Annotated in this window: 22 protein-coding genes, 1 tRNA gene and 1 pseudogene; 20 read left to right on the top strand and 4 right to left on the bottom strand. The window is 44.5% G+C overall.

Features of this window, described 5'->3' with window-relative positions:
- From H7198_RS05405 to H7198_RS05370, 8 genes and pseudogenes are all read left to right on the top strand, one after another.
- A pseudogene (locus H7198_RS05405) lies at nucleotides 1-1,037 on the top strand (BppU family phage baseplate upper protein); the annotation flags it as partial.
- A 12-nt stretch (nucleotides 1,038-1,049) separates the two neighbouring features.
- A complete protein-coding gene (locus H7198_RS05400) occupies nucleotides 1,050-1,373 on the top strand; it encodes a hypothetical protein (RefSeq protein ID WP_274458752.1) in 324 nt (107 codons plus the stop codon).
- Nucleotides 1,373-1,498 (top strand): XkdX family protein, encoded by a 126-nt coding sequence (locus tag H7198_RS05395; RefSeq protein ID WP_274458751.1) that lies wholly within the window; start codon nucleotides 1,373-1,375, stop codon nucleotides 1,496-1,498. The genes H7198_RS05400 and H7198_RS05395 overlap by 1 nt, the downstream gene beginning before the upstream one ends.
- A 19-nt stretch (nucleotides 1,499-1,517) precedes the next feature.
- Nucleotides 1,518-1,805, top strand: a complete 288-nt coding sequence (locus H7198_RS05390; protein ID WP_274458750.1) for a hypothetical protein — start codon at nucleotides 1,518-1,520, stop codon at nucleotides 1,803-1,805.
- A 36-nt stretch (nucleotides 1,806-1,841) separates the two neighbouring features.
- Nucleotides 1,842-2,180: a phage holin, LLH family gene (locus H7198_RS05385; RefSeq protein ID WP_274458749.1), complete on the top strand. Its 339-nt coding sequence runs from the start codon at nucleotides 1,842-1,844 to the stop codon at nucleotides 2,178-2,180.
- 12 nt (nucleotides 2,181-2,192) lie between these two features.
- On the top strand, nucleotides 2,193-3,239 hold the full coding sequence (locus H7198_RS05380; protein ID WP_274458748.1) for a GH25 family lysozyme: 1,047 nt from the start codon (nucleotides 2,193-2,195) through the stop codon (nucleotides 3,237-3,239).
- A gap of 42 nt (nucleotides 3,240-3,281) precedes the next feature.
- Entirely contained in the window at nucleotides 3,282-4,097 is an 816-nt protein-coding gene (locus H7198_RS05375) for a GH25 family lysozyme (RefSeq protein WP_274458747.1), read from the top strand.
- Between the two features lie 7 nt (nucleotides 4,098-4,104).
- Nucleotides 4,105-4,368: a hypothetical protein gene (locus tag H7198_RS05370; RefSeq protein WP_274458746.1), complete on the top strand. Its 264-nt coding sequence runs from the start codon at nucleotides 4,105-4,107 to the stop codon at nucleotides 4,366-4,368.
- A 125-nt stretch (nucleotides 4,369-4,493) separates the two neighbouring features.
- Here the strand turns inward: H7198_RS05370 and H7198_RS05365 are convergent.
- Nucleotides 4,494-4,566, bottom strand: a tRNA-Arg gene (locus tag H7198_RS05365).
- Nucleotides 4,567-4,723: 157 nt separating this feature from the next.
- On the opposite strand from H7198_RS05365, the gene upp reads away from it, so the two are divergent.
- The gene (upp, locus tag H7198_RS05360; RefSeq protein ID WP_274458745.1) at nucleotides 4,724-5,353 is read left to right on the top strand and encodes a uracil phosphoribosyltransferase; all 630 of its coding nucleotides are present in this window, start codon (nucleotides 4,724-4,726) and stop codon (nucleotides 5,351-5,353) included.
- 64 nt (nucleotides 5,354-5,417) lie between these two features.
- Nucleotides 5,418-6,806: a D-alanyl-D-alanine carboxypeptidase family protein gene (locus H7198_RS05355; RefSeq protein ID WP_274458744.1), complete on the top strand. Its 1,389-nt coding sequence runs from the start codon at nucleotides 5,418-5,420 to the stop codon at nucleotides 6,804-6,806.
- A 53-nt stretch (nucleotides 6,807-6,859) separates the two neighbouring features.
- Here H7198_RS05355 and H7198_RS05350 read toward each other — a convergent pair whose 3' ends face one another.
- Nucleotides 6,860-7,189 carry a hypothetical protein gene (locus H7198_RS05350; protein WP_274458743.1) on the bottom strand — a complete coding sequence of 110 codons (330 nt, stop codon included), beginning with the start codon at nucleotides 7,187-7,189 and terminating at the stop codon, nucleotides 6,860-6,862.
- Between the two features lie 178 nt (nucleotides 7,190-7,367).
- Between H7198_RS05350 and map the strand changes: the two genes are divergently transcribed.
- The 8 genes from map (at nucleotide 7,368) to H7198_RS05310 (ending at nucleotide 16,111) form a co-directional block, all read left to right on the top strand.
- Nucleotides 7,368-8,156, top strand: coding sequence for a type I methionyl aminopeptidase (map, locus tag H7198_RS05345; RefSeq protein WP_091502171.1), 789 nt, complete (start codon nucleotides 7,368-7,370; stop codon nucleotides 8,154-8,156).
- Nucleotides 8,157-8,183: 27 nt separating this feature from the next.
- Nucleotides 8,184-9,545 (top strand): RsmF rRNA methyltransferase first C-terminal domain-containing protein, encoded by a 1,362-nt coding sequence (locus H7198_RS05340; RefSeq protein WP_274458742.1) that lies wholly within the window; start codon nucleotides 8,184-8,186, stop codon nucleotides 9,543-9,545.
- A gap of 24 nt (nucleotides 9,546-9,569) precedes the next feature.
- On the top strand, nucleotides 9,570-9,908 hold the full coding sequence (locus tag H7198_RS05335; RefSeq protein ID WP_274458741.1) for a cysteine desulfurase: 339 nt from the start codon (nucleotides 9,570-9,572) through the stop codon (nucleotides 9,906-9,908).
- The gene (locus H7198_RS05330) at nucleotides 9,905-10,561 is read left to right on the top strand and encodes a histidine phosphatase family protein (RefSeq protein WP_274458740.1); all 657 of its coding nucleotides are present in this window, start codon (nucleotides 9,905-9,907) and stop codon (nucleotides 10,559-10,561) included. The genes H7198_RS05335 and H7198_RS05330 overlap by 4 nt, the downstream gene beginning before the upstream one ends.
- A 50-nt stretch (nucleotides 10,562-10,611) precedes the next feature.
- Nucleotides 10,612-13,146, top strand: coding sequence for an SF1B family DNA helicase RecD2 (recD2, locus tag H7198_RS05325; RefSeq protein ID WP_274458738.1), 2,535 nt, complete (start codon nucleotides 10,612-10,614; stop codon nucleotides 13,144-13,146).
- A gap of 66 nt (nucleotides 13,147-13,212) precedes the next feature.
- Entirely contained in the window at nucleotides 13,213-14,175 is a 963-nt protein-coding gene (locus H7198_RS05320) for a ribose-phosphate diphosphokinase (RefSeq protein WP_274458737.1), read from the top strand.
- 3 nt (nucleotides 14,176-14,178) lie between these two features.
- Nucleotides 14,179-15,108: a lysophospholipase gene (locus tag H7198_RS05315; RefSeq protein WP_274458736.1), complete on the top strand. Its 930-nt coding sequence runs from the start codon at nucleotides 14,179-14,181 to the stop codon at nucleotides 15,106-15,108.
- Nucleotides 15,109-15,118: 10 nt separating this feature from the next.
- Nucleotides 15,119-16,111, top strand: a complete 993-nt coding sequence (locus H7198_RS05310; RefSeq protein ID WP_274458735.1) for an aldo/keto reductase — start codon at nucleotides 15,119-15,121, stop codon at nucleotides 16,109-16,111.
- Nucleotides 16,112-16,147: 36 nt separating this feature from the next.
- Here the strand turns inward: H7198_RS05310 and H7198_RS05305 are convergent, their stop codons facing one another.
- Nucleotides 16,148-16,690 (bottom strand): YiiX/YebB-like N1pC/P60 family cysteine hydrolase, encoded by a 543-nt coding sequence (locus H7198_RS05305; RefSeq protein WP_274458734.1) that lies wholly within the window; start codon nucleotides 16,688-16,690, stop codon nucleotides 16,148-16,150.
- Between the two features lie 166 nt (nucleotides 16,691-16,856).
- On the opposite strand from H7198_RS05305, the gene brnQ reads away from it, so the two are divergent.
- On the top strand, nucleotides 16,857-18,230 hold the full coding sequence (gene brnQ / locus H7198_RS05300) for a branched-chain amino acid transport system II carrier protein (RefSeq protein WP_274458733.1): 1,374 nt from the start codon (nucleotides 16,857-16,859) through the stop codon (nucleotides 18,228-18,230).
- A gap of 49 nt (nucleotides 18,231-18,279) precedes the next feature.
- Here the strand turns inward: brnQ and H7198_RS05295 are convergent, their stop codons facing one another.
- The gene (locus H7198_RS05295; protein ID WP_274458732.1) at nucleotides 18,280-19,230 is read right to left on the bottom strand and encodes a sugar-binding transcriptional regulator; all 951 of its coding nucleotides are present in this window, start codon (nucleotides 19,228-19,230) and stop codon (nucleotides 18,280-18,282) included.
- 289 nt (nucleotides 19,231-19,519) lie between these two features.
- On the opposite strand from H7198_RS05295, the gene H7198_RS05290 reads away from it, so the two are divergent.
- A complete protein-coding gene (locus H7198_RS05290; RefSeq protein ID WP_274458731.1) occupies nucleotides 19,520-20,668 on the top strand; it encodes an NAD(P)-dependent malic enzyme in 1,149 nt (382 codons plus the stop codon).
- Nucleotide 20,669: the final 1 nt, after the last annotated feature.

Raw genomic sequence — 20,669 nt, 5'->3', positions numbered from 1 at the left:
ATGGTCGTCAAGGCGATGCCAACCGTGAAGTTTATTTCTGGCTACGCGATGGCAAGATACCGGTTGATTTGTCAGCTAAGACAATCAAGTTATTCGCCAAAGACGCATCTGGCGTTGTAAAGGAAACAGAGACAGTCAATGACCGAACTGGTATTACCAGCGGTCATTTTTCTTTGCTCATTCCAAAGGAATTTTATCAAGCATCTGGAGATGTCCAAGATGCCTACATCCAGATTTCTGACGGCAACCAGATTATTTCAACCATCCCCGTGGCCTTTACTGTCCTAGAAAACACCATGGTCGTGACACAAACACAGTCACAGGTCTATTTGGACACAGTACAGCAGACGATTAACGACTTTAAGGCACGTATCGCAACGGTTGCTACTAATCTTGAAACGATTGAGAACACGCAAAAGACATTGCAGTCAATGATTGACAATATCAATCAAGAGTTCAATTCGGACAATATGGCCAAGCGTAAGGAAGATAACGACTTCACGGCCAAGAACACCTTTGAACAGGCCATTATCGCAAAAGGTGGCGTAACGGGTAACGCGGACACAGCAACCAAGGCAACCGATGCAGACCATGCGACAAACGCGGACAACGCAACAAACGCGACAAAGGCAACGACTGCCGACACATTGACAGCAGGTAATAATCAAACGGTTGGTGACTTAACGGTAAATGGCCAAATTAGAATTAGTTCCGGTCAGAATTTTTACAAGTCTTCGTTTTCTGATGCTTTTGGTTTACAAGGGACAATGTATCGATTCAATAACGTGGTTTATTTAATCATTTATGGAAACGCTAAGAATACAGGACCTGGCACGTGGGTAGGTAATATTCTAGCCGGTTATCGTCCGGTAGATAATCATTATTTTTCTGCAGAATCTCAAAATGACCGGATGATTGCCATGTCTGTTACACCAAACGGCCGGGTCAATATTAGTTCTCTCGGCACTTCGAATGGCGGTGAACATGGCTTATTCGCCTCAACAATGTATCTAACTTCAGATTCATATCCAGCGTGAAAGGAGAACTAAATGAGTTGGTTTTATAAATACGATGAGACGACAAAAGAACTAGTTCCGGGAGCTATCAATTCAGATACACAACCGGCTAATTCGACAGCTGTTGACCCGGCCAGTGTTATGTTCCCTGTTTGGTCAGCAGAAAAGGGAGCATGGATTTCAGACCCGGACAAGTTGACTAAGTGGAACGCGGAAAACAACGAAAAGTACACCGACCCAGTTCAAAAGCAACTAGCCACGCTTGCGCAACTAATGATGACGCGTGATGTTGCACAATCAAAGCAGATTGCCCAGTTACAGGCGCAAGTAGCTACTATTCAAGGAGGTGCTAAATAATGTTTGACATGCTTAAACAATGGTACGACGACGGCCTTATGACAGCCGAAGATTTGAAGATTTGGGTACCCGGAACGCTATCAGAAAGTGATTACAAAACAATCACGGAGCAAGACTGGGACTAGTAAAAAGGGGGGGTAAACATTGGCACCACACACGATTGAAGATTGGTCAGCTTTGTTGGGCCTTGCTACTGGTATCTTCATGGCGATTGGTTGGTATTTGAAAAAGGTCTTAGGTGACCCACTGACTAATCAAATGGAGTTACTAGCTAACACGATTAAGGGGCTGGACAACACCACGAAAATGACACAAAAAGATGTGTCTAATTTGTATGAAAAGTTCAACGACCACGAAAAGCGTATTTACGCTAGTGAAAAAGAACTTGTCCGTCTTGGACAAGAAAAAGTAGCACACCCACAGGCCGATTAGGTCTTTTTTTATTGCACTCAAAAGGAGATAAAAGCAATGGATATTACACAAGCACAAGCCATGCTTACCATGGCAGGAACAGCGGTTGTATTGCTGGCTAAGCCGCTATACAGCCTAGACAACTACATCAAAGCCCACACTCGTAACGCTCATATCAAGAGCGCTTGCGACTGGGCAGAGCAGGCAGTGACTTACGTTGTCAATTCTGGTGTTGGCACCGATCAACACAAGGCACAAGCGGTTGCGTTTTTGACCGCCCGTATTAAGGCCAATGACTTAGCTAAGAATTTTACTGATGAACAGATTCAGTTCTACATTGACCAAGCACTAGCCGAACTAAACAAGACAGCTAACACAACTGTCCCAACTAAATAAAGGGGGATTTAAATGTTAAAAGTAGCAGATGTTTCACAGTATCAAGGCAACGACATTTCTGGTATTGCAATCGAAAACGATGCCGTTATTGTTAAGGCCACACAGTCAACTGGCTATGTGAACCCTAACTTTTCAGCACAGGTTGCCACTGCTCAATCAATGGGCAAACAACTTGGTTTGTATCATTTCATCGAACGCGAGAACGGGGTAGATGATACTGAACAACAGGCACAATACTTCTTGGACACGATTGGCGATTTGGCAACTAATCCAGATGTTGCGCTTATCTTGGACTTCGAGAATAACGCAGCCTATGAAACGTTGACCGGTTACGAGCCACGTAAGTTCGCGGACTACGTTCAATCAAAGACAGGTAAGAAGATTTGGCTATACATTTCAAACGCTGACATTCGTGGCGGTGGACATGGTTATACATGGTCAGATATGGCAGATTACCCTGTCTGGGTTGCTGGTTATCCTTATTCAGCGGACACACCAGTGACATACGATTCAGACTTGCAAGCATGGGCTGACAGCCATTATTTCAACGACCTACCAACTTGGCAGGGGCGTGTATCAATGTGGCAGTATTCATCTAATGGATACGACAAGAGTGTGTTCTACGGTTCAGTAGACGATTGGAAGAACTTGGCTAAAGGCGACAACGTAGCACCTACTGTTGCACCAGTTACGCCTGTACAGCCACAGGAAAGTGCTATTGATAAGTTCAAATCAGTTGGGGACCGCTTTGTCTTGCAAGGCCCATTCACGATTCAGACTTGCCAACTTGAAAATGGCATGTACCAAGTGCAGTCAGAAGATTTGTGCGCTGACCCATTCGACTGGACAAATAACGGTATTCCAACACACTTGTTGTCTGATTTGTCAGACCCAGACGGTCGTTCATTTAACGATGGGGCGCAAGTTCAATTCTTGCCAGAATACAATCACGGAACGATTGACCGATACTTGCCACAATACAACGCGGTGGGTATCGACTTCGGTGGAGAGTTCGGCATGATTTACTTTGATGCTGATAAGTTGTGGAACCACGCTTAATCAATAGGGGATGCGTCCCCTGTACATATAATAGGAGAGAAGATGTTAAACGTAGCTGATGTTTCAAGCAATAATGGCGCTGATATTAGTCAAATTGTGGCCAATAACGATGCGATTATTGTGAAAGCAACCGAGGGTGATTATTACACCAACAATTTATTCCAGACACAGGTCAAGCAGGTTCAAGATGCTGGTAAGCGCTTAGGGTTGTACTTATTCGTTAATGGTGGCGTAACTGCTGACAAACAGGCACAATATTTCTTAGATGTAATTGGTCAGTTAAGTAGTGATGATCAAGTGCCTTTAATTATCGACTTTGAAAACCGTAATGGTGTATCTGGTTATCCGATATTGACTGGCAACGAGCCAAAACAGATTGCTGATTACATTTACAATAAAACTGGTAAGAAAGCATGGCTATACATCAGCAATAGTGATTTGCACGGCGGTGGTCACAACTATTCTTGGGATGATATGAGCGATTATCCACTTTGGTTAGCTGGTTATCCTTATTACGACGGCCGAGCATACAACGCTGATTTGCAAAAAGCAGGGGATGAACTATACTTCGACCATCTGGCCTACTGGTCAACGGTGACAATGTGGCAATATGATGCTAAGCCTTACGACCGGTCTGTCTTCTACGGTGACTTGTCCACTTGGGACACATTAGCCAAGCGAGTAACACCACAACCGACACTATCCCCAGTCGTCCCTAACCCAACACCTACACCTTTACCAACACCAGAAAAACCTAGCACAGACGACAGTGGCGACCGAAAGGAACTGCACATGTTTATGGATGATTTCCTGATTAAAGTAAACAAAGCGGTCACTGATTTCATCAATCGGTTATAATCAGATTATGAATGATAAACAATTAGCCAATGAAATCTATCGACTTATCGAACCACTTTGGAAGAAGATGCCAAACACCATTTACAACGTGCGTGTTGTGATTCCGAAATACGGCGATAAAGTGAATATCTTTTTAGAGTGGAATAAGGTTGGTAAATCGACCACATCACGGCCAATTAAATCTTATCCAGCTAGTTATAAAGCGATGATGAATGATGTGATTGATATTTTAAAATCAGAACACAAATTAAACGTAGTTGTGTACAATTGAATTGTTGCCTTAGCAACTTCCATAAGAAAAACACCCTGACCATAATCGGTTAGGGTGCTTTTTTTGTTTAGTCATGCAAAAGTCGTGCAAATACCCGCAAAACCGCATTATATCAGTATTAGTAATGCACCTGCCCAGACTCGAACTGGGAGCAAAGACTTAGGAGGTCCCCGTTTTATCCCGTTAAACTACAGGTGCAAAGTACTTATTATTATAGCGAAAATGCTGATTAATAACAATTAGAAGGGGTTTATCGTCATTTTAATCATTCTTAAGCATTTTTTTAAGTATTCGAAAAGCAGTTCGGCTAAATATCTGCTACACTTAATTAAGTATGGATTGAAAGGAATTGGTTATGGCCGATATTATCGAAGTGAAGCACCCCTTGGTTCAGCATAAGCTAACCATGATTCGAAACAAAGAAGTTGGTACAAAGGACTTTCGCGCGCTTGTTGACGAGCTCGCAATGCTTTTGACCTATGAAGCATCACGCGATTTACCCTTGGAAACAGTTGAGGTTGAAACACCTGTTGCTGTTACGAAACAACAATCTTTAGCAGGTAAGAAGTTGGCCGTTGTGCCAATCTTACGTGCTGGACTTGGAATGGTTGATGGAATCTTGGAATTGATTCCAGCTGCCAAAGTCGGACACATTGGGATGTACCGTGACGAAGAAACGTTACAACCAGTGGAATACTTCGTCAAGTTGCCAGATGACATTGACCAACGAGAAGTTTTGCTCGTAGATCCGATGTTGGCCACTGGTGGCTCTGCCATTGATGGTATCTCTGCTTTGAAAAAGCGTGGTGCCACACAAATTAAGTTAATTACCTTGGTTTCTGCTCCTGAAGGTCTAAAGGCTGTAAAAGAAGCACATCCAGATGTACCAATCGTGACGGCCTCAGTTGATGAAGGCTTGAATGAGGATGGCTACATCGTTCCTGGGTTAGGGGATGCCGGAGACCGTTTGTTCGGAACACATTAATAAATAAAAGAATAATTGAAAAATGAATTTAAGAAATCCATTTAGAAGAAAAGCAAGTTTGGGTATGAAATTTCGCCCAGCCTATAAATCAGAAACAAAGAAGAAGCGCCGTCTTCCTCTTTTTTTGCGCGTTTTAATCTGGTTGCTTTTAGCCGCCCTGGTTTTAGGGACGGGTTCATTTTTCGGCGCTGCCTACTGGGCGAACAAGGATCGAATTGTCAATAGCTCGACCAAGCTGGACGGGTCTGCGATGAAGCTAAAGGTGAACGCTAAGTCCGCCTTAGTAATCGATGCGACAACCGGTCAAATTCTTGGTGAAAAAAATGCCAACCAGCAGATCGGTATTGCATCTCAGAGTAAGATGTTGACAGCCTATGCCATTTTGCAGGGCATTGATGACGGTGACTACCAGTGGACAACGCCAGTTACGATTTCGAAGTCTGCTGATTGGTCCGATAAGGATACGGCTATGTACGCCCACCTGGATGTGCATGAGGGCCAGACTTTGACGGTTAAAGAGCTCTTTGAAGCCATGTTTACGACATCGGCTAACGATGCCTCTTTGGCCTTAGCAGATTTCGCTAAGAAAAAGTCCGAAACGCAGCAGGAGTTCTTAAACCGCTGGTCTAAGAAATTGAAGTTGAAGAACGCCGTCTGGTACAACGCGGCCGGACAGGTCAATGACGATGCCTTTGATTACGAAGTGAAGTCGGCCAAGAAGGACGCTGAAAACAAGGCGACGCCAACGGACCTAGCCATGATGGCTTATCAGATTCTCAAGGACTTCCCAGATATTCGTGGCTATTACGAAAAGATTGGCTTGGTATACAGCCCAAACGGAGATGAGACAACTGCTAAGATCAAACTGACCGAAGGCGGAAAGTTTGAACGTGAGATTAAGAGTCAATTGAATAATCCGAAGAACTTGACTTTTGAAGGATTGAAGACTGGTTCGACACCACAATCGGGTGGAGGCCTAACAGGAATCGTGAAGGACCAAAACGGTCACGAATTCATTACGGTTGTTTCGGGTGCTGGGAAGTACACCGATTCGAAGGAACGTTACCAGGCGACAATTGATGCGGTCAACCAGATTTTGGATAATTACCAGAACCAATCAGTTGATGCTAAGCAAATTCTACCTGGTCAGGGTAAGACGAAGAACGCCTGGGCCAAGGGTGGTCAGGTCCAGTTGATTACCCAGGAAAAGCGGACGTACTGGATTAAGAAGTCTGAAAAGGGTAAGCTATCCTTTGCCAAGGTTACGCGTTACAACAGCCAGTCACTCAGTGATGATGACACGGTCTTGTCGGTTGCGCCAAATCTGAAAGCAACTTACTTAGATGGCGTGCCGGATTCACAGAAAAAGTTGCCATTAACTAACCAGGAAATGGTGGAACAACTGGATGAAAAGGGTTATCGTCAAAATTGGTTGTCTTTCTGGAAATCATAAAAACAGTATAAAAAAAGAGCTAAGGCCATGTGGCCTTAGCTCTTTTTATTCGTTTACTTAGCTAGGTGAGCGTCTGCACGTTCTTTAAGTTGAGCTAATTGTTCATCCAAAGAATGTGTGGCTTCGTCCTTTTTGACAGCGGCTTCACCCTTGGCCAAGTTCAACTTGTTCTTAGCGCGGTTTGCCTTATCCTTACCTGCTTCGGTAAGGTCGTTTGCACGTTGCTTGCCAAGGGCAATGAATTCTTGTCCCTTTGACTTACCGGATTCGACTGCATCGTTGGCCTTCAACTTAAGGTCAGCAACTTGATCGCTATCTTTCAACAATAGGTATGCTAATGCAGCATTACCAAACAATGAGGCACCAAGTAAAAAGTTCTTCATATCAGACACACTCCTTTTCTTTTCTTACCTCTATTATGGTCACCGACTTTAGAAAAGTCAACGGCAGACCGGTAAGAAAGGGGAAAGCTGGTATTCGAAAAAAGCCGGTAATGGCAACTGCCAGACAAGGTATAAAATGATATAATAACAATAGTTTATAGATGAGAAAGGGACATTCATGATTAGTTTGAAATCACCACGTGAAATTGAAGCGATGCGCAAGTCCGGCGAAATTATGTCCGGTATGCACCACATGCTTCGCGGCTTAATTAAGCCTGGATTAGATACTTGGGAAATCGAGACCAAGTGTAAGGCATATATTGAGGACCACGGCGGTGTGCCCCTGCAAATCGGTTACGAAGGCTTTAAGTACGCTGTTACCATTTCAATTAACAACGAAGTGGCCCACGGATTGCCACGTAAGGGATTGAAGTTGAAGAACGGTGACCTTTTGAAGGTGGATACAGTGATTGGCCTTGATGGTGCTATTTCTGATTCAGCTTGGTCTTACGCAGTTGGTGAAGTTTCACCTGAAGTTCAAAAGTTGATGGATACGGCCAAGAAGGCTCTTTACTTGGGAATTGACCAAGCGGTTGTTGGTAACCGTGTTGGTGATATCGGGGCTGCTATCCAAAAGTACACCGAAGACGAAATGGGTTATGGAGACGTTCGTCAGTACATCGGTCACGGTGTTGGCCCAACGATGCACGAAGACCCAGCCATTCCTCACTTCGGGAAGGCCGGACACGGTCTTCGCTTGAAGGAAGGAATGACGATTACCATCGAACCAATGATTAACATGGGTGGATGGGAAGTTACAACTGACACGACTCCCGAAGATGGTTGGACGGTTCGTACGGCCGATGGTTCATGGTCTGCCCAGTACGAGCATACTTTGGCTATCACCAAGGATGGCCCTAAGATTTTGACTTCACAGGATCCTGTTGAAGACGCAAAGTATTTGTAAGAGATTGACTCAGAACACGAGGTAAGCATGGCACTTCCAGAAGCTTTCATCGCAAAATATCAAGACCTGCTCGGAAACGAAAGCGGGCCTTTTTTTGAGGCGTTGTCGGGACCAATTGACAAAGGCTTCCGATTAAATCCTTTGAAGGCTAATCGAGAACCGGTCGATTTGTCCTTGGACAAGCCGATTGCCTGGTCTAAGAATGGTTACTTTGGTCAGGTATCTGGTAAGAGTATTGACCATACGACCGGTTTGGTTTATTCCCAAGAACCTTCGGCACAGTTTGTGGCCGAAGTGGTGGATGCCAAGCCTGGTGAAAAAGTCTTGGATTTGGCAGCTGCACCGGGTGGCAAATCTACCCAGCTAGCAGGCCAAATGCAGGGCCAGGGATTACTTTGGACCAATGAAATTTTCTTTGGTCGTGCCAAAATTTTGTCCGAAAACATCGAACGCTTTGGCGTGCGCAATGACATCGTTTCATCGGCGGACTCCAAGGACTTAGCCAAGGCCTTACCTGGCTACTTTGACCGTGTGCTTTTGGATACGCCTTGTTCAGGTGAGGGGATGTTTCGTAAGGACCCTGACGCCATTTCTTACTGGTCAGAGGGTTATCCGCGTGAGTGTGCGGACCGGTCAGAAGGAATCCTTGCGAATGCCGTGAAAATGCTACGCCCTGGCGGTATTTTGGTTTACTCGACTTGTACCTTTGCGCCAGAGGAAGATGAGCAGATGATTGCATGGTTGCTAAAGGAGTATCCAGACTTTGAACTGTTAGCAATCGATAAAGTCGCAGGTTCTGGTATTGCCGATGGCCGTCCAGAATGGGCGGACGGCAACCCGGATTTGAAAAAGACAGCCCGACTTTGGCCACAGGACTTGCCTGGTGAAGGGCACTTCGTGGCAAAGCTACAGAAAAGCATCGATGCTGAAGAAGTGAAGGCGCCGAAGGAGCAGAAGGCGGACAAATTGTCGGCTGACGAAGCAAGCCTGTTGGAAAGTTTCTTGGCGGAAACGGTACCAGGATTGGCAGTTGATTTGTCAGACTTAGTTCGCTTTGGCGACCGTATTTTCCTAATGCCCGAAGGTTGTCCAGCCTTTGGGAAGATTAAGATTTTACGGGCCGGACTTTGCTTAGGAACCTTTAAGAAAAAGCGTTTTGAGCCAGATCACGCGTTGGCCTTGGCGGTTCATCCAGATGAGACAAAGCAGACTTTTGCAATTGATGACCCAGCGGACTGGGCGGCCTATATTCATGGCGAAGCCTTGAATACGAAGGCAGATTTGGACAAGGGCTTTGTGCTCATGACGGCTGGTGGAAACGGTGTTGGCTGGGCTAAGTTTGTCAACGGACAGTTGAAGAATTTCTATCCAAAGGGATTACGTCATTAAAATTCGAAATTGAAGGAGAAGAGAATGGCTTATCAAAAGACGATTACAATTAAAGGCTTGGGTGAATTTACGATTAGCCCAGCAATCAAGAAGTTTACCTTAATTGACTTAGGTTTTATCACAAATAATGCTGGAACTTATGTATTGAAGCGTTCTTTGCAGCCGGACATGCCGGTCGATCAGGCAATCTCATTGAAGGTGGTATTTAAGAAGGACCTATCAGCCATGAAGCTTGAAGTAATTGGAGCAGCTGGAGGACCCGTTGATATTGACGCCCGTGAAGATGCCAAAGATATGTTAGACCTTGTTGGCTTCTTCTTGAAGGAAATGACGGAACGACAAGTTTTGGAGCAAATTGCATGACAACTTTTTACTTTGTACGACATGGGCAGACCGAATGGAACCTTGAAAAGCGTTTTCAGGGAGCCCACGGTGATTCACCACTTTTGAAGACTTCCTTTGAAGACATGGATAAAGTTGCGGCCTTTTTGAAAGATAAGGGGATTTCTCGCGCCTTTTCTTCACCACTTCCCCGTGCGCAGAAGACGGCTGAAACGATTGTGGATAAGCTGCCAAAGCAGCCTAAGTTATCCTTACATTCCAACATTGTTGAAGTAGGATTAGGCGATTGGGAAGGCCAGAAAAAAGAAGACGTTGCCCGTGATTATCCAGAAGCTTACGATACCTACCGTAACCACTTGGAAAATTTTGAAGGGGAAGGCTTTAATGGTGAGGGGTACACCCGGGCCGTAAAGCGTTTCCGTCGCTTTATCGAACAGGTTGCTGTTGATTACCCTGATGCATCTGTATTGGTAGTGGCCCATGGTTTGATTTTGACCTTTGGAATGTCCAACCTTTTGGATGTGAAGCGCGAAGATATTCGCTCCCAGTTAGGCGGCTTATCAAACACGTCAACAACAACTATCACAACGGATGATGGAAAAGACTTTCACCTTGTTGAATGGAATCAAACGGATTACCTCGACAAGGCCCAGGACGCGTCAACGACGATTTAATGGGAAAAGGTACATTTTTGTACCGTACATATACGAAGAAGTAGGACAAAATGGCACGAACAGTTTCAGAGGACAATCAAGTAAAGGGAATTCTGCAAAACGTGATTTTTGCAGCCAAGGATTCCTATTTCAAGATTCTTTCCGTCCAAGTTGAAGAGGATGACTTTGACTGGGACGCCGACGAGTTGATTGTTACTGGGACCTTTGCATCCGTAAAGCAAGGCTCTACCTATGCTTTCTATGGCCAACTTGTTACCCATCCCCGTTACGGCCAGCAGTTTCAGGCTGCCCGTTACGAAAACCAGTTGGCAACCGACGAGAAGGGCTTGATTGCCTTTTTCTCCTCGGGTGACTTTGCAGGGATTGGTAAAAAAACGGCAGAAAAGATCGTGGATGCACTGGGTGAGGATGCCCTAGATAAGATTTTGGCTGATCCTTCGGTATTGACTGGTTTGGTGAAGCCAAAGGTTGCTGAAAACTTAGTTGAAACCCTACAAAATAACATGGGCTTGGAACGGCTCTTTGCTCTTGGCCACAAGGTCGGACTTTCAGCCGATTTGGCTGGAAAGTTGTACGACCGTTACGGTGAAGAAGCGCAAACGATTTTGCAAGAAGACCCATACCGCTTGGTATATGACGTGGATGGTTTACCTTTCAAAAAGGTCGATGCCATTGCGCAGACGGCTGGGTATGAAGTTGATAGCGTGGAACGTGTGAAAGCCGGTGTCTTTGCTGCCATTCAAAACGCTTGTTTTGCACATGGGCATACTTATTTAACGGTGGAACAGGCTAAGTCAGCTGCCTGGTCAATGCTAGGTGCTGATTTACCAGACCCTGAAGCAGCGATTGATGCGGCTCTAGGAGCCTTAGTGGCGGAAGGCCGGTTGACATACTCAGACAATAGTTATCAGCCAAAGGATTTGGCGCTGGCCGAAAAAACGGTGGCCGATAAGATTGAAGAGCTCTTTGCTAGACGTTCTGACATCGTGGCTGATTCAATGACCATTGATGACGCCTTTGTTGTGCCTGATCAATTACAACTAGATGAAGTACAGGAAGAGGCGGTTAAGAAAGCCCTGTCCAGTCAGCTCTTTGTTTTAACGGGAGGTCCTGGAACCGGAAAGACGACGGTCACGAAAACCCTGGTGAAGACCTGGGAAGCACTCGTTCGCAACCAGCGGGACCGAGACGGGCATGACCAGGAATGGTTGAAGGAGCACCGTGTCCGTTTAGCTTCACCAACGGGACGTGCTGCCAAGCGGATGACCGAAATCACAGGCTACGAGGCCACGACGATTCACCGCTTATTAGGTATTTCAGACGGGGATGACGCGGAGTTTAACGCAGATAACCCATTGTCTGGCGGATTGCTCGTGATTGATGAGGCGTCGATGCTGGATATTTCATTGGCCGCTGCATTGTTCGAAGCAATTCCAAAGACCATGCACGTCGTTTTGGTCGGGGATGCCGACCAGTTACCTTCAGTCGGGCCTGGAAATGTTTTGTTTGACTTAATCCATAGTGATAAAGTCGATCACGTCGCTTTGCAGCGGATTTACCGACAGGGGAAGGGATCGTCGATTTCGACCCTGGCTGCTGCCATTAACGAGGGCCACTTGCCTGCGGACTTCCAGGATAAGCAGCGAGACCGTTCGACTTTTCTAACCACTGCTAATCAAGTTCCTTCGGCTGTCGGACAGGTACTGACCTCTGCCATTAAGAAGGGTTTTACGGCTGACCAAGTACAGGTTTTGGCACCTATGTACAAGACGCCAGCCGGTGTGAAGGCCTTGAACCAAATCGCCCAAGACCTCTTTAATCCGGTAAAACCTGGACAAAAAACGCTCCAGTATGGCGATAACGTTTTTCGTCTCGGGGATAAAGTCTTACAGCTGGAAAACGATACCGAGCGTGATATCTATAACGGTGATATGGGTGAAGTTGTTGCTGTCCATAACCAGGCCGATAAGGGTGTTTCAGCCGATGCCTTAGTGGTTGATTTCGGCGGTCAAGAAGTTTGGTACACAACAAAGACTTTAAATCAGTTGACCTTGGCCTATGCCACAACCATCCATAAGGCCCAGGGTAACGAGTTTAAGCTCGTTATTCTAGTGTTGACCTCGCAGTTTAAGATCATGCTGAATCAGAATCTGGTATACACGGCGATTACCCGTGCCAAGGAGGCACTGGTTATGGTGGGTGACTACGATGCCTATCAGTACGCAGCGGAGCATGAAGTACCACATCGACAAACGCATTTGGAAGAACTGCTGGATGGCAGAGAAAATGCTGTGCGTCAAAAGTCAGTAAAAAGTCCACTAGTACAGAAAAAGGATCAGCCCTCTGTTGAGAGGGAATCAGTTTCGACTAAAAATGTTCAGCCAAACGAAAAAAATGTTTCGGATGATGCTAAAGTTGGTCAGACTGCTCCTTTGCAAAATCAGAAAAGTGAGCCGGAAAAAAAGACTTTATCTGAAAATTGTTTAACGGCCGCTCATCTAGCCGAAGGGATTGACCCAATGGTGGGGATGGATAACCTAAGTCCCACTGATTTTATGCCAGATAATCAGCAAAGTTTAGTATAATGAATGAAGATGGTTTACTTGTGTAAAGTAAACAGAAATAGAAAAAGAATTCTCTTGGAGCCAATGATGACTGCTAATCCAAAATTTCGTCTTTTTGATTTAGGAATTAACCCGGAATTATCCCAAAAAATTGCGGCGCAATTAAACGTAGAGCTTTCGGATGTCGATATTCAGACTTTTGCCGATCATGAAATCTATGAACGAATCGTTGATTCTGTTCGTGGAAGTGATGTCTATGTGATTGCACCGATTGCGGACCCAGTGAACCAAAACTTCATGAAGTTGATGATTTTCATTGATGCCGTGAAGCGGACGTCGGCTAAGTCCATTAACGTGGTGATTCCATACATGGGTTATGCTCGTTCTGATCGAAAGAGTCGTTCCCGTGAACCAATCGTTGCCCGCTTGATTGCCAACATGCTGGAAAGCCAAGGTATTAAGCGTGTTATGACAATGGATTTACACACGGCTCAGGTACAAGGATTTTTCGATATTCCAGTCGATCACTTGATTGCTTTGCCAGCACAGGTGGATTTCTTGGAAAAGGAAGGATTAGTTGGACAGGAAGTTGTTTGCGTTGCCTCGGGCCCTTCAACACTAAAGCTTGTTCAACGTTTGGCTTCTGAAATTGGTAGCCAGTGGGCCATTCTGGATTACAGTCGTGGCTCGAATGAAAAGGCTCGTGTGACTGGTAAAGTCGCTGGTAAGCACGCCATCATTGTTTCTGACATGGTTGATACCGGTGAAACGATGATTAATGCCGCAGCAGCCCTTAAGGAATCAGGTGCTGCAGCCATTGAAGGACTTGCTACTCACGGCGTCTTTTCTGCACAGGCTTCTGAAAAGTTACAGGCATCCGATTTGGATCGTCTCTTAGTTTCGGATACCGTTGCCATTCCAGAAGAAAAGCAGTTCCCTAAGTTGAAAGTAATCTCAGTTGCTCACCTTTTTGCAGAAGGTATTCAACAGGTGATTGCACAAAAGTCCTTGGCAAAGGTACTTCAAACCAAGGAGAATCGGGAGGATTAACTCGTGAAGAATGAACGATTACTTGAATTCGCTTCCCCGGAATGGTCAGCCAATCCGGATGGGCAAGGGGTAATTTGTTCCCAGTACGGCGCTTACTTAGCTTTTCAAGCAAGCGGATCTGGTCAAGTTCGATTATCCTTTGCTGATGAATACCCGGGTTTAACATGGACCTTAGTGATTGATGGTCAGGATGAACAACAATTAACTGTTGATGGAACTGATTTAGTGCTTGCTCTTCAAGAAGGAAAGCATGATTACCGGTTAGTTCTTGATCAGTGGGATATTGATCAGGTTGCCTTTTGGAAGCAGGGATTGATTCTGTCGGATTTGTCTTTTGAATCCGTTGACCAGGTGATTGCTGTTTTGCCTAACGAAGAAGAATCAGAAAGTCGTCCATACATCACTTTTGTTGGCGATTCAATTGTGGCTGGCGAATTAATGGCAGGATTTGCTCATGATCGTCACCGTCCCAGTCAATCTTTCCCAGCCATTGTGTCCAAAGATTTGAAGCAGCCTTTGAATCGGATTGCTTATGGTGGTACTGGATTAACCAATTCGGCACCCTTCCAAGAGCCTAAGGCGATTGATGCCCTTTGGCGTGTTGGCCAAGAAATCCCACGTCGTCTGGTTCACTCTGATAAGGTGGTGGTCGCCTACGGATTGAACGATGCGAATTACGGGGCTACGACTGAAGACTTTACCTTTGGTTTGCGTGTTTACCTGTTAGAACTAGTAAAACGCTTCCATCAGGCCCATTTTTACCTCTTAACTCCCTGGAACGGACAGTTTAAGGAGATTTTTGAGGAAGAAGCGAGTCGCTTCGATTGTTTCACAATTGTTGATACAAGCTCCTGGCAAATTGCAACGCGACCATATCATCCCGATGTGGAAGCACATGCAAAAATTTCCAAGGAATTAGAATTGATTTTATAGGAGGAAACACATGGTATACCAAGCAGCAGAAGATCGTTACGAGAAATTGCCTTACCGCCGCGTCTCAGATTCAGGGTTGATTGTACCGGCTGTTTCCTTTGGACTTTGGCGTAACCTTGGGGATACGATGCCCCTTGAAAACTCACGTAAGGTTATTTTGAAGGCCTTTGATTCAGGAATTTTCTCTTTTGATAACGCCTTTAATTACGGTCCAAACAACGGAACTGCGGAAGAGACTTTTGGACAAGTCTTTAAGTCTGATTTGAAGCCTTACCGTAATGAGTTGGTCATTACGACGAAGGCCGGCTACCACATGTGGCCGGGCCCACTAGGTGAATTCTCTGGACGTAAGACTTTGATTAACGCCCTGGATACGTCTTTGCAAAAGATGAACCTGGACTACGTTGATATTTTCTACGCACACCGTTTTGATCCAAACACGAATTTGGAAGAGACTGCCCGCGCTTTGGATGACCTTGTTAAGCAAGGAAAGGCTTTGTACGTTGGGGTTTCAAACTATAACGCTGAACAGACCAAGGCGATTGCTGAAATCTTCAAGGATTTGGGAACACCATTCATTGGTAACCAGGTGTCTTATAACATGTTGAACCAACAGGTGAAGGATTCGGGCATGCTTGATACTTTGGATGAACATCATGCTGGGCTCTTCGCCTATGGTCCACTATCAGAAGGTTTGTTGACGGACCGTTACTTGAAGGGGATTCCTGAGGACTTTCCAATTCACAAGACGAACGGCTTCCTTTTTGATGATGGTCGCGATGCCCTTGTGACTAAGTTGAACGATTTGAATGATTTGGCCAAGAACCGTAACCAGACTTTGTCACAGATGTCCTTGGCTTGGCTCTTGCAAGATAAGCGAGTGGCTTCTGTTGTGATTGGTACATCTTCTGTTGATCATTTGCAGGACAACCTAGAATTTACTAAGAACCTCGATTTCACAGCTGATGAATTGTCAGCCATTGAAAAAATTATCAAGAGTTAATTGATATAAAAAAAGACCGTGGATTCACGGTCTTTTTTATTGGATTTTTTTCAATTGGTGGCTTTCGATTAGCGAGTTTGGTGAAGAGCCGAGTTGGTCAGTTGGCACTGCTTGTCCCATCTTTTTGTAATACTCTATCCAGTGGGGGAGAATTGTCCCGTCTGGCCCAAAGGAGAGGGGTGTTTCCTTAAATATCTTTTCATCCTTGTAGGCTTCGATGACGAGCTGTGAGCAGTAGTACCCCGGGCCATCTTGAAAGAATCCGTGATTATAGGGCTTACCAATCTCCAATTTGGCATGCTTAATAATCTTGCTTGCATCTTTTAGAGGATGAATCGTACGGTAAAAATGGATACGTGTTTGATGTTCATTAATAAAGTCTTCTAAAGGACGGCGGATGACGCCATGTTTTCCCGTTGCTTCAATAATGAAATGCTTATTTTCCTTTGTTCTTTCAATAATAGCAACGTGTACATAGGAGTTGTCATTATTTGAAAGAGTACTAGTCGAAATGGCTTGATCTAAGGCTGCTGTTTTGGGTAAAACAAAGGCTAAATCTGCGTTTTTGAGTTCTGTCATGTAGGCTTACCTCGATATTGATAGGATAGCAGATTTTCTTGTTATTTTCGCTTCCTTTTATGTCAGCTTTCCTATCAATTGACGTGGCGGAGACGTTAGAAAACGAGTACAATGGATAGATGTGAGTAACGTTTGACCACGATTCATTAAAATTGGAGAGTCACAAATGGAAAAGAAGTTAACATGGCGCCAGAACCTACTAATGGTGTCTTTGATTTTTGGGATGTTTTTTGGTGCGGGTAACCTAATCTTCCCGGTTCACCTTGGGCAATTAGCAGGTGCCGCATGGGGACAAGCAACTTTCGGATTTATCTTATCTGCTGTTTTGCTTCCACTATTAGCTTTGGTGGCTTTGGGTGTCACGCGTTCTAGCTCGGTTTTTGATTTGATTAAACCCCTAGGACCCCGCGTATCCGTTATTTTTGTTGTTATCCTGCACTTCTGTCTTGGTCCACTGGTTGTGGCACCACGTACAGCAACGGTTGCCTATTCTTTTTCATTCGAGAATTGGTTGCCATCAAACTACCAACAAATTGGGCTTTTTGTTTTCGCCCTCGTGTACTTTATTTTGGTTTACTGGTCTTGTTTGAAGGCGGATGCCATTACCTCTGTGATTGGGAAGTATCTCAATCCTGCATTCTTGATTCTTCTGGCCATTGTCTTCATTTTGGCGCTTGTCTGGCCAATGGGGAACTTACACCAACACGTAACAGAAAGTTATCAGACAGCACCAATTCTTTCTTCTGCAATTGAAGGATACAACACGGTCGATGCTTTAGCTTCCTTGGTGTTGGGGGTGGCTATTGTTCACGCCATTGAAAATATGGGCTATCATAAGCCAGCCCACGTCGCTAAAATCATTGTTAAGACAGGAACTTGGGCTTTGATTGGCCTATCGTTGGTTTACGTTGGTTTGATTATGCTAGGAACTTCTTCTCTTGGGAAAGAAAGTATTTCCTTGAACGGGGCGATTGCTTTAACACAAATCATGACGAATTACTTTGGTTCCTTTGGGCAAGTCTTCTTGGCTGTCATGGGACCGGTTGCAGTCTTTACAACAGCAATGGGGGAATCTTCATCCTTCGCCCACGACTTTCACAGGGCCTTTCCTAAGGTATCCTACGAAAAGTGGCTGGCCTTGGCGATTTCAATTGCCTTCCTTGTTGCTTTGTTAGGCTTGGATAAGATTATTGAATGGGCTGTACCCGTTTTGATGATTATGTACCCAGTTGCTATCATTTTGATTTTCTTGAATTTGGTTTCACCATGGATTGGACGCACTAGTGCACTCTTTAAGTGGTCGATCGGATTAACGCTGATTGGATCGATTGGTGATGGTTTGACTCAGGTGCCATTTGCCAAAATGTTGGGTGGCTTTGTTTCTTACACCGAAGCAGGTGTTCAACATGTTGGTTGGTACCAACAACATATGTTCTTAGCAAGTCAGGGCTTCTCATGGATTATGTTTGCAGCTCTTGGATTAATTATTGGTGCTATCGTACAGTACGTGACGAAGTCACCATCTGTTGATACTGAATAAGTTAATAAAAAAAGCAGCGACTCAATTGAGTCGCTGCTTTTTTACATTGTTACATGTTTTCTTCTTCGTGAAGAATACGGTAGGCAATTGATTCTGAAATAACAAGATCAGTTAAGAACTTACCGCGAAGAGCACCGATAGTTGCTCGGGACTTAAACTTACGACGGACAATACCAACACGCTTATGAACGTCTAAGATAGTTGAAAGGGAGAGACCAACAGTCTTGTCAGTATCAATGTTCAAAATCTTACCGTTAATATCGTATGGACGGCCATAAATCATACCAGCAACCTCACCTAGTCGAACTTCAGGGAAGAGACGGTTGATGTTTTGGTTCCAAATTGGAATTGATTCCAAAGAAGTAATGGTTCCCAATCCGGTAACGATGGTATCCATCTCCTTTGAGGCATCCAAAGTCTTCTTGATTGAAACCGCGTCGTAAAGACCGTTACGAACGTCGTCGTTTGCCAAGTAAAGTGGGGCAGGCAAAGTCAAGAATTCACCTGAAACCTTCTTGGCAGCACGTTCAACAATGCGAACTGTTCCGGCTGTTGAATTGTACTTTAAGTTTTCCCCGATGAATTGAACAAACTTGATTTGGTCCAACGGATTGGTTGTAATGGCATCAATTAATGAATAAGTTGTTTCACCCCATGTCAAACCAACGGTGTGAGGTCCTTTTTCAAGGTGCTTAACCATGAGATTAGCAGCATAGTTTGATAGCAAATCATCAGTGGCTGACGTTGTCGTGTCATCCTGGATGATGTAACAAGTTGTATCAGGATACTTTTCCTTGAATACTTGTTCTAGTTGGGAATTACGTGATGCTGTCGAAGCGATTTCGATTTTGACGATTCCGCTTTTAACTGCCTCGTTGAGATACTTGTTAATTAAATATCGAGATACTCGGTATTTATCAGAAATCTCTCCAAAGGAAAGCTTATTTAAGTAATAGTCCTCGGAGATTTGCGCGAGCAAACTCGGATCAGTGGTTGACATAGGAATCCCTTCATTCTGTTCTTATATTTTCCCTATTAAAAAAAGAAAGATCTTTTTGCAAGGAAACGATTAACATTATTTTACACTATTTTTCGGTATTTTTGCAATTTATCCAAATTTTTTTGATAAATCAGACGAGTTGAAAAAATTATATTACTTTAAAAAATTAAAAATCGAGTAAAAAATAGGTGATTTTATGAAAATATCAAGATTAACTCTTTACTTCACAAAGAAAGAGTTTTAGAATGAGAATAACATCACTGATTGTTGGTGAATCCTAGGAGGTCATATGGTTGATATGAACGAAGTGCAGCAAATGCACGAGAAACACACAGGCGTCTTGGAAGTTCAAGGAACTTTCGATATTAAGACACCTTCTGACTTAGGAAAAGCTTACACGCCAGGTGTTGCTGGATTGGCAAAGGATATCGAAGCACATCCTGAAGACCAAGCTAAGTACACAATGTCAGGTAAGTTGATTCCTGTTATTACAGATGGAACTGCTGTTTTGGGACTTGGAAACGTTGGTCCTGGTGCAGGATTGCCAATTGTTGAAGGTAAGGCTTTGATCTACAAGTCATTTGCCGGTGTTGATGCTATTCCAATGGCATTGAAGCAAGTTTCTGTTGATGACATTGTTAAGACTATCGAAACAATGGCACCTTCATTTGCTGGTATTCACTTGGAAGACATCGCCGCTCCTCAATGTTTTGAAATTGAGCGTCGCTTATCTGAAGACCTTGATTTGCCAGTTTACCACGATGATCAAACTGGAACTGCCATCGTTGTTTTGGCTGGTTTGATTAACGCCGCTAAGGTTGTTGGTAAGAAGTTGGAAGACTTAAAGGTTGTGATGAACGGTGTTGGTGCTGGTGGTGTTGCCACAGCCAACTTGTTGATTGCTGCTGGTATCAAGCACATTACATTGGTTGATATCCACGGTGTTGTTCGTTCAGACGACGAATCATACAACCACTTCCAACGTGAATTGGCTGACCAAGTGGAACAAGCCGATGGTAAGACTTTAGATGACATCATCGATGGTCAAGACGCCTTTATCGGTTTGTCAGATGCCAACGTTTTGTCAAAGGATCAAGTTAAGCGCATGGCTGATTCACCAATCGTCTTTGCCTTGGCTAACCCAGTTCCTGAAATCTCACCAGATGATGCCCACGAAGCAGGTGCTGTCGTAACTGCTACCGGTTCATCACAGTGGCCTAACCAAGTTAACAACATTTTGGCATTCCCTGGTTTGTTCCGTGGATTGCTTCAATCAGGCTTGAAGCACGTTGACATGCAATTGCAAGTTAACGTTGCCCAAGGTTTGGCCGGATTAGTTGACAACGTTGCCGCTGATAAGATTGTTCCTTCAGTCTTTGATGACGGTGTTGTTGACGCCGTTACAAACGCTGTATTGGATTACGCAAAGAAGGCCTAAC

It is taken from the genome of Fructobacillus sp. CRL 2054 (assembly GCF_028764065.1).
Lineage (GTDB): Bacteria > Bacillota > Bacilli > Lactobacillales > Lactobacillaceae > Fructobacillus.
This window is presented reverse-complemented; position numbering and strand designations above follow the sequence as displayed.